At 64.7% G+C, this 13,838-nt stretch carries 14 protein-coding genes; 5 read left to right on the top strand and 9 right to left on the bottom strand.

The window, feature by feature from the left end:
• Window positions 1-160: 160 nt before the first annotated feature.
• Both IVB36_RS07755 and IVB36_RS07750 read right to left on the bottom strand, forming a co-directional pair.
• Complete coding sequence (locus IVB36_RS07755) at window positions 161-1,270, bottom strand: DUF2336 domain-containing protein (RefSeq protein WP_247295774.1); 1,110 nt, start codon at window positions 1,268-1,270, stop codon at window positions 161-163.
• A gap of 136 nt (window positions 1,271-1,406) precedes the next feature.
• Window positions 1,407-2,108, bottom strand: coding sequence for an RNA pseudouridine synthase (locus tag IVB36_RS07750; protein WP_026233882.1), 702 nt, complete (start codon window positions 2,106-2,108; stop codon window positions 1,407-1,409).
• 60 nt (window positions 2,109-2,168) lie between these two features.
• Between IVB36_RS07750 and ftsY the strand changes: the two genes are divergently transcribed.
• A complete protein-coding gene (ftsY, locus tag IVB36_RS07745) occupies window positions 2,169-3,116 on the top strand; it encodes a signal recognition particle-docking protein FtsY (protein ID WP_018459814.1) in 948 nt (315 codons plus the stop codon).
• A gap of 3 nt (window positions 3,117-3,119) precedes the next feature.
• Window positions 3,120-3,722: a septation protein A gene (locus IVB36_RS07740; protein ID WP_007598838.1), complete on the top strand. Its 603-nt coding sequence runs from the start codon at window positions 3,120-3,122 to the stop codon at window positions 3,720-3,722.
• 179 nt (window positions 3,723-3,901) lie between these two features.
• Here the strand turns inward: IVB36_RS07740 and IVB36_RS07735 are convergent, their stop codons facing one another.
• The 5 genes from IVB36_RS07735 to ccmA form a co-directional block, all read right to left on the bottom strand.
• Window positions 3,902-4,498, bottom strand: a complete 597-nt coding sequence (locus IVB36_RS07735) for a DsbE family thiol:disulfide interchange protein (RefSeq protein ID WP_018459815.1) — start codon at window positions 4,496-4,498, stop codon at window positions 3,902-3,904.
• A 24-nt stretch (window positions 4,499-4,522) separates the two neighbouring features.
• Window positions 4,523-4,708 (bottom strand): heme exporter protein CcmD, encoded by a 186-nt coding sequence (gene ccmD / locus IVB36_RS07730; protein ID WP_018459816.1) that lies wholly within the window; start codon window positions 4,706-4,708, stop codon window positions 4,523-4,525.
• Complete coding sequence (locus tag IVB36_RS07725; RefSeq protein WP_018459817.1) at window positions 4,705-5,493, bottom strand: heme ABC transporter permease; 789 nt, start codon at window positions 5,491-5,493, stop codon at window positions 4,705-4,707. The genes ccmD and IVB36_RS07725 overlap by 4 nt, the downstream gene beginning before the upstream one ends.
• Before the next feature lie 91 nt (window positions 5,494-5,584).
• The gene (ccmB, locus tag IVB36_RS07720) at window positions 5,585-6,253 is read right to left on the bottom strand and encodes a heme exporter protein CcmB (protein WP_018459818.1); all 669 of its coding nucleotides are present in this window, start codon (window positions 6,251-6,253) and stop codon (window positions 5,585-5,587) included.
• Between the two features lie 274 nt (window positions 6,254-6,527).
• The gene (gene ccmA, locus IVB36_RS07715; RefSeq protein WP_026233883.1) at window positions 6,528-7,130 is read right to left on the bottom strand and encodes a heme ABC exporter ATP-binding protein CcmA; all 603 of its coding nucleotides are present in this window, start codon (window positions 7,128-7,130) and stop codon (window positions 6,528-6,530) included.
• Between the two features lie 242 nt (window positions 7,131-7,372).
• On the opposite strand from ccmA, the gene acnA reads away from it, so the two are divergent.
• From acnA to IVB36_RS07700, 3 genes are all read left to right on the top strand, one after another.
• Complete coding sequence (gene acnA / locus IVB36_RS07710) at window positions 7,373-10,093, top strand: aconitate hydratase AcnA (RefSeq protein ID WP_247391067.1); 2,721 nt, start codon at window positions 7,373-7,375, stop codon at window positions 10,091-10,093.
• 234 nt (window positions 10,094-10,327) lie between these two features.
• Complete coding sequence (locus tag IVB36_RS07705; RefSeq protein WP_026233884.1) at window positions 10,328-11,104, top strand: DUF1223 domain-containing protein; 777 nt, start codon at window positions 10,328-10,330, stop codon at window positions 11,102-11,104.
• A gap of 592 nt (window positions 11,105-11,696) precedes the next feature.
• Complete coding sequence (locus IVB36_RS07700) at window positions 11,697-12,065, top strand: DUF2794 domain-containing protein (protein ID WP_018459822.1); 369 nt, start codon at window positions 11,697-11,699, stop codon at window positions 12,063-12,065.
• Window positions 12,066-12,157: 92 nt separating this feature from the next.
• Here the strand turns inward: IVB36_RS07700 and IVB36_RS07695 are convergent, their stop codons facing one another.
• Both IVB36_RS07695 and IVB36_RS07690 read right to left on the bottom strand, forming a co-directional pair.
• Entirely contained in the window at window positions 12,158-12,688 is a 531-nt protein-coding gene (locus IVB36_RS07695) for a GNAT family N-acetyltransferase (RefSeq protein WP_018459823.1), read from the bottom strand.
• A 228-nt stretch (window positions 12,689-12,916) separates the two neighbouring features.
• On the bottom strand, window positions 12,917-13,708 hold the full coding sequence (locus IVB36_RS07690) for a Bax inhibitor-1/YccA family protein (protein ID WP_007598855.1): 792 nt from the start codon (window positions 13,706-13,708) through the stop codon (window positions 12,917-12,919).
• Between the last annotated feature and the right edge of the window lie 130 nt (window positions 13,709-13,838).

Raw genomic sequence — 13,838 nt, 5'->3', positions numbered from 1 at the left:
CTTCCTTCCCTTCTCCCCTTGTGGGAGAAGGTGGCGCGAAGCGCCGGATGAGGGGTTGCTTCCGCGTACTCAACTCAATGTGGACTCGCGGAGAGAGACCCCTCACCCGTCTCGCCGCTGCGCGGCGAGCCACCCTCTCCCACAAGGGGAGAGGGAAAAACTACAACGCCCGCACCTGCCAGAAGCGCAGCGTCCGCCGCGCATTCTCCGGGGTCATGCGCGCGTAATGGCTTTGAGCCCTTGCGATATCGGCCGGCTTCATCGCGCCGCTCGCAAAGCGGCTTTCGAGCACGGCGGCGGTGGTTTCCCAGCTGAGCTGCGCTGCCTTGCACGGCACCAGCAGGCCGTCCTCGCGCAGGCTTTGCATCAGCGGGCGGATGACTTCGACAGTCGATCCCGACAATGCCGCCAATGCGGCCACCGCTTCTTCATAACGGCGCTGTGTTGCGAAGCCGAGCAGCGTCGCTTCGCTGAGCTGGCCGGTCGCCCTGAGACCTGCGACGGCGCGCTTGGCGCCTTCGAAATCGCGGACACCCGACATCTCGCGCTCGACACCGACGGTGACTGCGGCGATCGCGCTCTGGATCTCCTCGAACAGATGCGGCGGCGCGCGCGACAACAGGCGGGTCCGCACGGCCTCGCTCGCCGAGCGCAGCAATTGACGGCGCAGGTCTGACGGCAAATCGACGCGGACGCCGACGCTGACAGCGAGCTCGGGATCGGCCTCCGCCTGTCCGACGATGACGGCAAATCCGCTTCCGGAGACGCGCGCGCCGGGATTGGCGGCGAGCCGCCGGCTGACGCTGGGATAACGTCGCGCCAGCAATGCATCGGTGACGATCTCCTTCAGCCACCAGCGTCCGGCGACCGCGAGCAGATGCGGCTCGCCCTTGGATGATGCGATCTGCACCAGCGCGCCGTCGTCGAGGCGCGCGGATTCCTGCAGCACGGGACCAGCGATGCGGATTTCGTCATTGTTGGCGAGGCGGCGAATGACCGATGGCGGCGCCTGCGCGATCGGCGCGAGCTGCGCGCTGATCTCGGCGAGCGCTACGCGCGCGCCCATGTCGGCGATGGCGCGGAGCTCGATGGTGCCGATCAGGCGATCGAGCACGTCGTCAAACAGTGCGATCTGCTCGTCGTCGAAACTGCCGGCGGAGGACAGGAACAGGTCGGTGACGCGGCGGGCTGTTGCCAGGCCCTTTTCCGCCGAGCCAGTCCGAAGCGCGGACTCGACCTCGTCGATGATCGATAACTCGGCCGTGGACATGACGCGCAGCTCGTCCTGAGCAGATTGACGGAAGCTTGTTCTAAGCAACCGCTATCATTAGAGACGAGCACTGAACGTTTCGTAAACTATAGGGGGCGCTGCGCGGCCTCCTCACCATGAGGGGCGAGCAGTCGGGCTACTCCCCGTTCCACCCGCAGGCGCGGAGCCGCTCGTGCATGTGGGGCGGGGCAGGCGCCACCACGCGGACCGGCTCCTTGTTGCGGGAGATCGGTACCACGATCTCGCGGGAATGCAGGTGCAGCTTCGGCTCGCCGAAGCGCGGGCCGTTGCCGTAAATGTTGTCGCCGAAGATCGGCCAGCCGGTCGCCGACGAATGCACCCGCAATTGATGGGTCCGCCCGGTCACCGGTTCCATGGCGAGCCAGGTCAGGCCATCGCCCCGGCCCATCACCTTCCAGTTGGTGATGGCCTTCTGGCCCTCGGGATCGGGCTTCTGCCACCAGCCTCGCTCGGCGTTCAGCCGTCCGAGCGGCATGTCGATGGTGCCTTCGTCCTCGGTGGGGCCGCTCTCGACGATGGTCCAGTAGGTCTTGCCGATCTTGCCATGCTTGAACAGCAGGCCGAGCGACGCCGTCGCCTTGCGATGGCGGCCGAGCACGAGGCAACCCGAGGTGTCCTTGTCCAGCCGGTGGGCCAGCACCGGCGGCCGCGGCAGGCCGAAACGAAGCGCCTCGAAGGAGGTTTCCAGATTGGCACCGCCCTTGGGTCCGCGATGCACCGGCAGGCCGGCCGGCTTGTCGATGACCAGCATCAATCCGTCGCGATGGAGCACGCGCGCCAGGATTTCGTCGGCCGTCAATTCGGGAACATCGAGCAATTGCAGGACTTTCGGTCAAGACTTTCGTTTGCGAGCCGGAACGGCTAACACACCGCCACCATGAACGATACCACCCCCGAGACCCCCAAGCTGAGCTGGTGGCGCCGCCTGTCCGACGGGCTGAAGCGCACCTCGTCCTCGCTCGGGACCGCGGTCGCCGACCTCGTCACCAAGCGCAAGCTCGACCGCGCCATGCTCGACGATATCGAGGACGTGCTGCTGCGCGCCGACCTCGGCACCTCGGTCGCGGTGCGGATCGCGGATGCGGTTGGCACGGGACGCTACGACAAGGCGATCTCGGCGGACGAGGTCAAGGACGTCGTCGCGACCGAGGTCGAGAAGGTGCTGGCGGCGGTGGCGAAGCCGCTCGAGATCGACGCCGGCAAGAAGCCGTTCGTCATCCTCGTGGTCGGCGTCAACGGCTCCGGCAAGACCACCACCATCGGAAAACTCTCGCAAAAATTCGCGTCCGAAGGCCGCAAGGTGATGCTGGCCGCCGGCGACACCTTTCGCGCGGCGGCGATCGAACAGCTCAAGGTCTGGGGCGAGCGCACCAGGACGCCCGTCATATCAGGCGCGCAAGGCTCGGATTCGGCGAGCCTCGCCTTCAACGCGCTGACGGCGGCGAAGGAGCAGGCCGTCGACCTGCTCCTGATCGACACCGCCGGGCGGCTTCAGAACAAGGCCGAGCTGATGAACGAGCTCGAAAAGGTCGTGCGCGTCATCCGCAAGGTGGACGCGACTGCACCGCATGCGGTGCTGCTTGTGCTGGACGCCACTGTCGGCCAGAACGCGCTGTCGCAGGTCGAGGCCTTCCATCGCACCGCAGGGGTCACCGGTCTCGTGATGACGAAGCTCGACGGCACCGCCCGCGGCGGCATTCTGGTGGCGCTCGCGGAGAAATTCAAACTGCCGGTGCATTTCATCGGCGTCGGCGAAGGCGTCGACGATCTCGCGCCGTTCACCGCGCGTGATTTCGCCCGCGCCATTGCCGGAATCGAAAGCTGAAGAATGGACAAGACCCAGCCGCATCCGCTGTTCAAGCTTGCGACCGAGCTCGGCCCGCTGCTCGTGTTCTTCTTCGTCAATGCGAAGTTCAATCTGTTCGCAGCGACCGGCGCCTTCATGGTCGCGATCGTCGCGGCGATGATCGCCTCCTATGTGGTGACGCGCCACATTCCGATCATGGCGATCGTGACGGGCGTCATCGTGCTGGTGTTCGGCACGCTGACCTTGGTGCTCCACGACGAGACCTTCATCAAGCTCAAGCCGACCATCATCTACGCTTTGTTCGCCGCGATCCTCGGCGGCGGCCTGTTGTTCGGCCGCTCCTTCATCGCCGTCATGTTCGACCAGATGTTCAATTTGACGCCGCAGGGCTGGCGCATCCTGACGCTGCGCTGGGCGCTGTTCTTCGCCGGCATGGCGGTGTTGAACGAGATCGTCTGGCGCACCCAGAGCACCGACTTCTGGGTCAACTTCAAGGTGTTCGGCGTCACGCCGATCACCATGATCTTCGCCATCGCCCAGATGCCGCTGACCAAGCGCTATCACCTTGAGCCGGCGTCGCTGGAAGCGAGCGAGGCCGAGGCGGGCGATGTGAGGAAGGGTTGAGCTCTCAACTCATCATTGCCGGTTGCGGCCACACACTCAACTGTCATCGCCGGGGCGATCCAGTATTCCAGAGACGGTTGTGAGATACGGAGAGGCCGCGGCGTACTGGATGCCCCGGTCAAGCCGGGGCATGACAGCGGTGTTTGGGGTTGGGTCCTTCGCTCACACTGACGACAGAGCTAGCTCCCCGCCGCCTTCAACGCGTTCTCCATCTGCGGCAACAGCACCGTCCGCAAATTCTCCGGCGTGATCGGTCCCACCAGCTTGTAGACGATGGTGCCTTCGCGACCGACGACAAAGGTCTCCGGCACGCCATAGACACCCCATTCGATCGAGGCGCGGCCGTTGGCATCGACGCCGACGTGGCCGAACGGGTTGCCGTAGCGCCCCAGGAAGCGCCGCGCATTGTCGGCGGCATCCTTGTAGTTGATACCGACGAGCTGGAAGCGCTTGTCTTTTGCCAATTCGGTCAGCAGCGGCGCCTCGTCGTGGCACGGCACGCACCAGGACGCCCAGACATTGACGAGGCTGACCTTGCCCTTGAACGCGGCGGGATCGAGGCCGGGGATCTGCACATTGTCAGCCTGCAATCCCTCGAGCGGCGGCAGCGTGGTTTGCGGCGCGGGGCGTCCGATCAGCGCAGACGGAATTCGCGAGGGATCGCCGCTGCCGAGCCGGAACCAGAACAGCAGCGCCAAGCCGATGAAGGCGATCAGCGGCAGCACCATCAGGAAGGTGCGGCGCTGCGGCGGAGCGGACGTCGATTGCTCGCTCATGATTGATCTCTCATGCTCGATCTCTCATGGCCGATCCGTCGCGCTACGGCCGGAGCGGCGGGTCACGCCGCTGCGCTCGAGCTCGCGCAGGCGCTGTGTCTGGCTACGATGATCGAGCACGATCCAGCCGATCAGGATCACGACCACAAGGGCGGCCGCGGCATAGGATGTCACGATGAAAGACGCATAGGGACCGAGCGACATGATCATGCAGCCCCAGCTTCTTTTGACGTGCTGCCTTCACGCGAGCCGGTGCCGACTTCTGCAAACGCCACACGGCTCGCCTGCATCATCTGCAGGGACCGCACGCGCCGTCGCAAAATCTCGTTGCGCATCGCAGCCAGATGCAGCGTGACGAACAGCAGGGTAAACGCGACCGCCATCACCAGCAACGGAATCAGGAATGATCTGTCGAGCGACGAGCCGCCCATCCGCATCACCGAGGCCGGCTGGTGCAGCGTGTTCCACCAGTCGACCGAGAACTTGATGATGGGCAGGTTGATGGCGCCGACTAGGGTCAGCACGGCGGCGGCGCGCGCCGCGCGGGAGGGCTCGTCGACCGCGCGCCACAGCGCCATCAGGCCGAGATACATCAGGAACAGGATCAGCACCGAGGTCAGCCGCGCGTCCCATTCCCAATAGGTGCCCCACATCGGCCGGCCCCACAGCGAGCCCGTGAGCAGCGCAAGGAAGGTGAAGCTGGCGCCGATCGGGGCGGCCGCTTTGGCGGCGACGTCGGCAAGCGGATGCCGCCACACCAGCGTGCCGAGCGAGGCAATGCTCATCACGCCCCATACGAACATCGACAGCCAGGCATTAGGCACGTGGATGAACATGATCTTTACCGTCGCGCCCTGCTGATAGTCGTCGGGTGCGGTGGCAGACTGATAGAGCCCGATCGCGAGCAGGATGATGGTCGCGGCCGCAAGCCATGGCAGCAGCCGCGCCGTCAGCGCGAGGAACCGTGTGGGGTTGGCGAGGTCGATCAGCGTCATGGTATCCTGATAATCACCGGTAAGCGCTCACGCAATCAGCACGAAAGTCCGCAGCGAAAGTTGATCGGGGTCAAGGTCAGTCCAGCCCATCTCAATCCAGCCCATGCTTCAGGCTCGCCGCAGCCGCGAAGGGGCCGATCACGAGACTGACCAGCGACAGCGCGCACAGGATCGAGAACGGCGCGCCGAACGTCATGGGTCCGACGATCGCCGCCTGCGAGGCTGCGACGCCGAAGATCAGCACCGGTATCGACAGCGGCAGCACCAGGACAGCTATCAGCAAGCCGCCACGATGCAGCGTCACCGCCAGCGCCGCACCGACCATCCCGGTAAATGTCAGCGCCGGGGTGCCGGCGAGCAGTGTCAGCGCCACAGCACCGGTTGCGACCATGTCGAGGTTGAGCAGCAGGCCGAGCACGGGGGTTGCGACGATCAGCGGCAGGCCGGCGGCCAGCCAATGCGCCAGCGCTTTCGACGCGCAGGCGAGTTCCAGCGGGGTCCGGCTCATCGTGATCAGGTCGAGCGAGCCGTCCTCGTGGTCGGCCATGAACAGCCGGTCCAGGGTCAGCAGGCTCGCCAGCAGCGCCCCCAGCCACAGGATGGCGGGTCCGAGCCGCGACAGCAGTGCCAGGTCCGGCCCCACAGCAAACGGCATCAGCACCACCACGGTCAGAAAGAACAGCACGCCAATCAACGCCCCGCCCCCGACGCGGAGCGCGATCCGGATATCCCGGCGGATGAGGGCAGACAGGGCGGTCATGCCACTGCTCCCAGAGGTGAGGAGGCAGCGTCGGCCGGTTGCGCCGGGCGAGCTGCGCTCCCTCCCCCCTTGTGGGGGAGGGCGGGGGAGGGGGGTAGCCCCGAGGAAGATGGTTCTTGGGTGCGGGCTGCTAGCAACGGAGCGCCCGCCTGCCGAACGCGAGAACCGAGAGAGTGCGCCGTGTGGCACCCCCCTCCCTGACCCTCCCCCACAAGGGGGGAGGGAACGGAGAGGGCGGAGTTCGGCCGCTTGGAAACCTGAGGGTCGACCCGAATCACGCCGCACCCCCGATCCGCAGCTCCCGCGAATCGATCCCGAGCGGGGCATGGGTGGCGGCGACGATCAGGCCGCCGCGCGCCAAGTGCCCGCGCATCAATCCGGAAAACATGTCCTGTCCCGCGACATCGAGCGCCGTGGTCGGCTCGTCCAACAGCCAGACGGGGCGGCGGACGGTGAGCAGGCGGGCCAGCGACAGCCGGCGGCGCTGGCCGGCGGACAGGAAGGCGGCGGGCAGATCGGCGGCATGGTCGAGCCCGACGGTGGCGAGTCCCTTGCCGGTGTCGAAACGCTCGCCGCCGAGAAAATCGGCCCAGAACGTCAGATTCTCCGCCACGCTCAGGGCTGGCTTCAGGGCGTCGCGATGACCCAGATAGTGGCATTGCTCCGGCAACGTCAGCTCGGCGTCACCCCCGTCCAGCGCGATCGTGCCGCTCGCCGGAATGAGCAGGCCCGCGATCAGCCTCAGCAGCGAGGTCTTGCCCGATCCGTTGCGGCCGACGACCGCCACGGCTTCGCCGGAGCCGGCCTCGAAATCGAGCGCGGAAAACACCTCGCGCCCGCCCCGCACGCAACTGACCCCGCGTCCGGAAAGCTGCATCTTGCCTCGTATCGATCCGCTCAAAGCCAGGCCTCAGGAAAACTTGGGGTAGCGTATGGGAATTTTTGGCTCGCGGATTGCCGCGGCACGATTGTGGCTGTGGCGGCGCGGTTAGAAAGCTTCTATAAGCCCGGAACTACTTGATGCGGCAACTCAACCTGCCCCTGCAAGTGACTCAGCCTGCCTACGCTGACGGTGTTAAAATACCCTGCCGGGTATAACTGACAATTGGGATTTCCTACATGACCTCGCTCGACAGCTTCAAATGCAAAAAGACCCTCAAGGTCGGCGCCAAGACCTATGTCTATTACAGCCTGCCCACGGCCGAGAAGAATGGTCTGAAGGGAATTTCGAAACTCCCCTACTCGATGAAGGTTTTGCTCGAGAACCTGCTCCGCAACGAGGACGGCCGCTCGGTCAAGAAGGAAGACATCGTCGCGGTGTCGAAGTGGCTGCGCAAGAAGTCGCTGGAGCATGAGATCGCCTTCCGCCCGGCGCGCGTGCTGATGCAGGACTTCACCGGCGTGCCCGCCGTGGTCGATCTCGCCGCGATGCGCAACGCGATGCAGAAGCTCGGGGGCGACGCCGAGAAGATCAATCCGCTGGTGCCGGTCGATCTCGTCATCGACCACTCCGTGATCGTGAACTTCTTCGGGGACAACAAGGCCTTCGGCAAGAACGTCACCGAGGAATACAAGCAGAACCAGGAGCGCTACGAGTTCCTGAAATGGGGCCAGAAGGCGTTCTCGAACTTCTCCGTCGTGCCGCCCGGCACCGGCATCTGCCACCAGGTCAATCTCGAATATCTCTCCCAGACGGTGTGGACCAAGAAGGAGAAGATGACGGTCGGCAAGAAGACCGGCACCTTCGAGGTCGCGTATCCCGACTCGCTGGTTGGCACCGATTCCCACACCACCATGGTCAACGGCCTTGCCGTGCTCGGCTGGGGTGTCGGCGGCATCGAGGCGGAAGCCTGCATGCTCGGCCAGCCGCTGTCGATGCTGCTGCCCAACGTCGTCGGCTTCAAGCTGAAGGGCGCGATGAAGGAAGGCGTCACCGCGACCGACCTGGTGCTGACGGTGACGCAGATGCTGCGCAAGCTCGGCGTCGTCGGCAAGTTCGTGGAGTTCTTCGGCCCCGGCCTCGACCATCTCTCGGTCGCAGACAAGGCAACCATCGCCAACATGGCGCCCGAATATGGCGCGACCTGCGGCTTCTTCCCGGTCGATGCCGCCGCACTGGATTATCTCAAGACCTCCGGCCGCGCCTCGGCGCGCGTCGCGCTGGTGCAGGCCTATGCGAAGGCGCAAGGGCTGTTCCGTACCGCCAAGTCGCCCGATCCGGTGTTCACGGAAACGCTGACGCTCGACCTCGGTGATGTCGTGCCCTCGATGGCCGGCCCGAAGCGCCCCGAAGGCCGCATTGCGCTGCCGTCCGTGGCCGAGGGCTTTTCGCTCGCGCTCGCCAGCGAATACAAGAAGGCCGAGGAGCCGGGGAAGCGCTTCGCCGTCGACGGCAAGAACTTCGACATCGGCCATGGCGACGTCGTGATCGCCGCGATCACCTCCTGCACCAACACCTCGAACCCGAGCGTGCTGATCGGCGCCGGTCTTCTGGCGCGCAACGCCGCCGCGAAGGGCCTCAAGGCAAAGCCGTGGGTGAAGACCTCGCTCGCCCCGGGCAGCCAGGTGGTGGCGGCCTATCTTGCCCATTCCGGTCTCCAGGCCGATCTCGACAAGGTCGGCTTCAACCTGGTCGGTTTCGGCTGCACCACCTGCATCGGTAATTCAGGTCCGCTGCCCGAGGAGATCTCGAAGTCGATCAACGACAACGGCATCGTCGCGGCTGCGGTGCTCTCCGGCAATCGCAACTTCGAAGGCCGCGTCTCACCGGACGTGCAGGCGAACTATCTGGCTTCGCCGCCGCTCGTGGTCGCCCACGCGCTCGCGGGCACCGTCACCAAGAACCTCGCCGTCGAGCCGCTCGGTGAAGGCAAGGACGGCAAGCCGGTCTACCTCAAGGACATCTGGCCGACGACCAAGGAGATCAACGCCTTCATGAAGAAGTTCGTGACCGCGTCGATCTTCAAGAAGAAGTATGCCGACGTGTTCAAGGGCGACACCAACTGGCGCAAGATCAAGACGGTCGAGAGCGAAACCTATCGCTGGAACATGAGTTCGACCTATGTGCAGAACCCGCCCTATTTCGAAGGCATGAAGAAGGAGCCGGAGCCGGTCACCGACATCGTCGAGGCCCGCATCCTCGCCATGTTCGGCGACAAGATCACCACCGACCACATCTCGCCGGCCGGTTCGATCAAGCTCACCTCGCCCGCCGGCAAATATCTCAGCGAGCACCAGGTGCGTCCGGCCGACTTCAACCAGTACGGCACGCGGCGCGGCAACCACGAAGTCATGATGCGCGGCACCTTCGCCAATATCCGCATCAAGAACTTCATGCTGAAGGGCGCCGACGGCAATATTCCGGAAGGCGGTCTCACCAAGCACTGGCCCGACGGCGAGCAGATGTCGATCTACGACGCCGCGATGAAGTACCAGCAGGAGCAGGTGCCGCTGGTGGTGTTCGCCGGCGCCGAATACGGCAACGGCTCCTCGCGCGACTGGGCCGCGAAGGGCACCCGTCTGCTCGGCGTGCGCGCCGTGATCTGCCAGAGCTTCGAGCGCATCCACCGCTCCAATTTGGTCGGTATGGGCGTGCTGCCGCTGACCTTCGAGGACGGCACCTCCTGGTCGTCGCTCGGTCTGAAGGGCGACGAGAAGGTCACGCTGCGCGGCCTCGTTGGCGACCTCAAGCCGCGCCAGAAGCTGACCGCGGAGATCGTCTCCGGCGACGGTTCGCTGCAGCGCGTTTCGCTGCTCTGCCGCATCGATACGCTGGACGAACTCGAATACTACCGCAACGGCGGCATCCTGCACTACGTGCTACGCAAGCTCGCGGCGTAAGCGCGGATTTGTGAACGGTGGCTCACTGCGAAGTGAGTAGTAGGTTACACGAAGGCGGCCTATCACAAGGCCGCCTTCACGCGTTTGCGGCAGGCTTCAGATGGGCCCGCCCGGCACAGAACCTCCCCTTGTACGGTTCTTGGACGGACAACAAATGTGTGAGGCCCGTAAGATTACGGTGACCATCCGGCGGTAAGATTTCCCTCTCACGAGCAATGGTGTGCGGCGTTCGACATGACAACAATGACGGCTTCTCATCTGGTTTCACGCTGGTCCGGTGCCCTCTGGTCGGGAGCTCTTGGTCTCTGTGCAATCGTCGCCGTCATCCGCCCTGCCGAGGCTGATCCCCGCGCCGTTGTCGAGTTGTTTACCTCGCAGGGCTGCTCCTCCTGCCCGCCGGCCGACAAGATCATCGGCGACCTCGCCCGCGATCCCTCGATCATCGCGCTGAGCATGCCGATCGACTATTGGGACTATCTCGGCTGGAAGGACACATTGGCCGATTCGCGCTTCTCTGCACGGCAGCGTGCGTATTCGCGCATGCGCGGCGACCGCGAAGTCTACACGCCGCAGGTCGTGGTCAACGGCTCCACGCATGTCGTCGGCAGCGACCGCACCGGCATCGAAAGCGCCATCGGCAAAACCGAGACGGGCACTGGTGTGATGAGCGTGCCGGTGACGATGTCGCTCGCGGGCAAGCAGATCAACGTCTCGGTGGCCGCGAGCAAGGAGCCGACGGCGTCCCACGGCGAGGTCTGGATCTGCTCGATTGCGAGGTCGGTGCCGATCGCGATCAGTCGCGGCGAAAATCGCGGACAGCAAGTGATCTATCACAACGTGGTGCGCAACCTGCTGAAGGTCGGCGACTGGACCGGCCGCCCGGAAAGCTGGACGGTGCCGATCGAGAACCTCACGCGTGACGGCGTCGACGGTGCCGTGGTCTATGTCCAGGACGGCAGCCGGGAGAGACCGGGCCCGATGCTGGGCGCGGCGTACACGTCGCTGCACTGACGCGCACTTCGAATCGTCCGACTCAAGCACACTCTCAATCCTCATGGTGAGGAGGCGCGTCAGCGCCGTCTCGAACCATGCAGGCCCTGCTGAGGCAGCTCGGCCTCGATCCTTCGAGACGCCGCTTCGCGGCTCCTCAGGATGAGGGGAAAGGGTTTTTGCTGAGATGCTGAGATATCCGTCGAGGCAGAAACATCCCGACCCAAACAATTCGACTCAAACAAAAAAGGACCAACTCGCGTTGGCCCTCCTTGTCGTGCGAACAGACCCGATCCTGACGGCCCCGGGGGGCTGGGGGCTGAGGAATCCGGAACCGAAAGGACCGGGTCAACGCACATAGGTCTTTTCGCAACGCAGGGCGGCAGTCGCTTGGCGGAAAAGCGGCGACACTATGATTCCTGCTAACGATCCCGTGACGGTTTGCCGCGACAGAGTTCCACCGCTGCGTGTGGGCGGATTGGCTCCGATTCCAAGGTCCTTCCAAGGGCCCTTGCGGTGGGGAACAGTTGGCGCAATCATGCAACCGTCATGATCCGCGGTCGAGGGACGGTCTTCGCGGACGCGGTCATGCTGATGCGACAGGAGGCGGCCTATGAGTCTGTCGGAGGATACCGATCCGAGCGAACAGCGTGCGGCGGCGCGCCCCGCCGCTTCGAATGCGCAACTGAGCCGCGTGACGTTCAACCGGCTCGAGCTGCACCGTATTCTCAATCTCTACGGCCGGATGGTTGCCGAAGGCGAGTGGCGCGACTATGCCATCGACTTCCTCAGGGATCGCGCTGTGTTCTCGGTCTTTCGCCGCGCCTCGGAAGTGCCGATCTATCGTATCGAGAAGGATCCGCGCCTCGCGCGCAAGCAGGGCATGTACAGCGTGATCTCGGCGACGGGCTTGATCCTGCGCCGCGGCCACGAACTGGAGCGCGTGCTCCTGGTGATCGATCGCAAATTGGCGGTGGTGTAGCAGGGATCCAGTAGCCCGGATGAGCGTAGCGACATCCGGGTCTTTGCTTGCAGCGTTCCCGGGTATCGCTTCGCTCACCCGGGCTACGGGCCTTACTTCCCCGGCACGCTCTTGGCGCCCTCGCCGAGGCTCCGCTGCATCATTACCGTGTCCAGCCAGCGGCCGAATTTCAGCCCGACGCTGGGATGCGTGCCGATCATTTTGAAGCCGGCCCTGGTGTGCACGCCGATCGAGCCGGCATTGGTGGAATCCCCAATTACCGCGATCATCTGACGGAAGCCGCGTGCCTCGCATTCGACGATCAGCCGCTCCAGCAGGAGCGCCCCGATGCCGCGGCGGTGGAAGGATGGATCGAGATAGATCGAGTTCTCGACCGTGAAGCGGTAGGCCGGGCGGGGCCGGTAGGCACCGGCATAGGCGTAGCCGGCGACGCGCCCGTCGAGGATGGCGACGAAATAGGGGTAGCCGCCGTCGATCAGCGTGCGGTAGCGGCGCGTCATCTCGGCAAGGTCGGGCGGCTCCAGCTCGAACGTCGCGGTGCCCTCGCGGACAGCCTGCCGATAGATGGCCGTGATGGCGGGGAGGTCGGCCTCGGTGGTGGGCCTGATATCGGGTGCGGACATGCCGCAAGATTAGAGCCTTCCCGGGGCGGCTGGAAGAGGCAACCGTGCTTCCTCATACTCCGTCCTTGCGAGGAGCCCTTGCGACGAAGCAATCCAGAAATGCACCAGCGGAGGGACTCTGGATTGCTTCGCTGCGCTCGCAATGACGGTGGGTGTTGAGAGGCTCGCCCCAAACAAAAACCCCGGCCTCTCGGCCGGGGGTTGCTGTCGTCCACTCTGGGCTGGCGCTTAGTCGCGCTGGCCGAGGAGCTGCAGGAGCAGCGTGAACAAGTTGATGAAGTTCAGGTACAGCGACAGCGCGCCGGTGATGGCCGCACGCTCTGCGATGTCACCGCCGGCCGAAGCGTAACCGTAGATGTAGTCGTTCTTCAGCCGCTGGGTATCCCAGGCGGTGAGGCCCGCGAACACCAGCACGCCGACCACCGACACGACGAACTGCAGCACCGAGCTCGCCAGGAACAGGTTCACCAGGCTCGCGATGACGATGCCGATCAGGCCCATGAACAGGAACGAACCCATTCCGCTCATGTCACGCTTGGTGGTGTAACCGTAGAGGCTGAGCGCGCCGAAAGTCGCCGCGGTGATGAAGAACACCCGGACGATCGAGGTGTGCGTGAACACCAGGAAGATCGAGGACAGCGAGACGCCCATCAGTGCCGCGAACACCCAGAACAGGATCTGGGCGGTCGAAGGAGCGAGCCGGTTGATGCCTGCCGAGATCACGAACACCATGGCGAGCGGCGCGAGCATGAACAGCCACTTCAGGGGGCTGACGAACATCGCGTAGCCGAACGGCGTCAGGAACAGCTTGCCGACCCGCACGGCTTCCGGGGTCGGAACGTCCGTCACGGCGGCCATGTAGACGCCGAGGGCGGCAAGGCCGGTGATGGCCAGGCCGATGCTCATGTAGTTGTAGATGCGCAGCATGTAGGCGCGCAGGCCGGCATCGACCGTCGCGGCGTCAACACGCCCGGCGGCCCTGCCGAAAGGAGAAGCGTAATTGCGGTCTAGGTCCGACATGGTCGAATTCCCGTTGGTTGGTCCGGTCCGGCATGAGGGTCGCCATGCCGCCGGTTCGTCAAATTCTATCTCGGATACCGATGTCTGCCGACTAAATTTTGGCTAACAATCGGGGCTCCGAACCCATTCG

It is taken from the genome of Bradyrhizobium sp. 35 (assembly GCF_023073215.1).
Lineage (GTDB): Bacteria > Pseudomonadota > Alphaproteobacteria > Rhizobiales > Xanthobacteraceae > Bradyrhizobium > Bradyrhizobium canariense_D.
Note: the sequence above shows the minus strand (reverse complement) of the source record. Positions and strands in the feature narration are given on the sequence as shown.

Bases quoted from the DNA above. Each gene is read 5' to 3' on its own strand.
- IVB36_RS07755 (WP_247295774.1), bottom strand. From the start codon at position 1,270: ATGTCCACGGCCGAGTTATCGATCATCGACGAGGTCGAGTCCGCGCTT.
- ftsY (WP_018459814.1), top strand. From the start codon at position 2,169: ATGAACGATACCACCCCCGAGACCCCCAAGCTGAGCTGGTGGCGCCGC.
- IVB36_RS07740 (WP_007598838.1), top strand. From the start codon at position 3,120: ATGGACAAGACCCAGCCGCATCCGCTGTTCAAGCTTGCGACCGAGCTC.
- IVB36_RS07735 (WP_018459815.1), bottom strand. From the start codon at position 4,498: ATGAGCGAGCAATCGACGTCCGCTCCGCCGCAGCGCCGCACCTTCCTG.
- ccmD (WP_018459816.1), bottom strand. From the start codon at position 4,708: ATGATCATGTCGCTCGGTCCCTATGCGTCTTTCATCGTGACATCCTAT.
- IVB36_RS07725 (WP_018459817.1), bottom strand. From the start codon at position 5,493: ATGACGCTGATCGACCTCGCCAACCCCACACGGTTCCTCGCGCTGACG.
- ccmB (WP_018459818.1), bottom strand. From the start codon at position 6,253: ATGACCGCCCTGTCTGCCCTCATCCGCCGGGATATCCGGATCGCGCTC.
- ccmA (WP_026233883.1), bottom strand. From the start codon at position 7,130: ATGCAGCTTTCCGGACGCGGGGTCAGTTGCGTGCGGGGCGGGCGCGAG.
- acnA (WP_247391067.1), top strand. From the start codon at position 7,373: ATGACCTCGCTCGACAGCTTCAAATGCAAAAAGACCCTCAAGGTCGGC.
- IVB36_RS07705 (WP_026233884.1), top strand. From the start codon at position 10,328: ATGACAACAATGACGGCTTCTCATCTGGTTTCACGCTGGTCCGGTGCC.
- IVB36_RS07700 (WP_018459822.1), top strand. From the start codon at position 11,697: ATGAGTCTGTCGGAGGATACCGATCCGAGCGAACAGCGTGCGGCGGCG.
- IVB36_RS07695 (WP_018459823.1), bottom strand. From the start codon at position 12,688: ATGTCCGCACCCGATATCAGGCCCACCACCGAGGCCGACCTCCCCGCC.
- IVB36_RS07690 (WP_007598855.1), bottom strand. From the start codon at position 13,708: ATGTCGGACCTAGACCGCAATTACGCTTCTCCTTTCGGCAGGGCCGCC.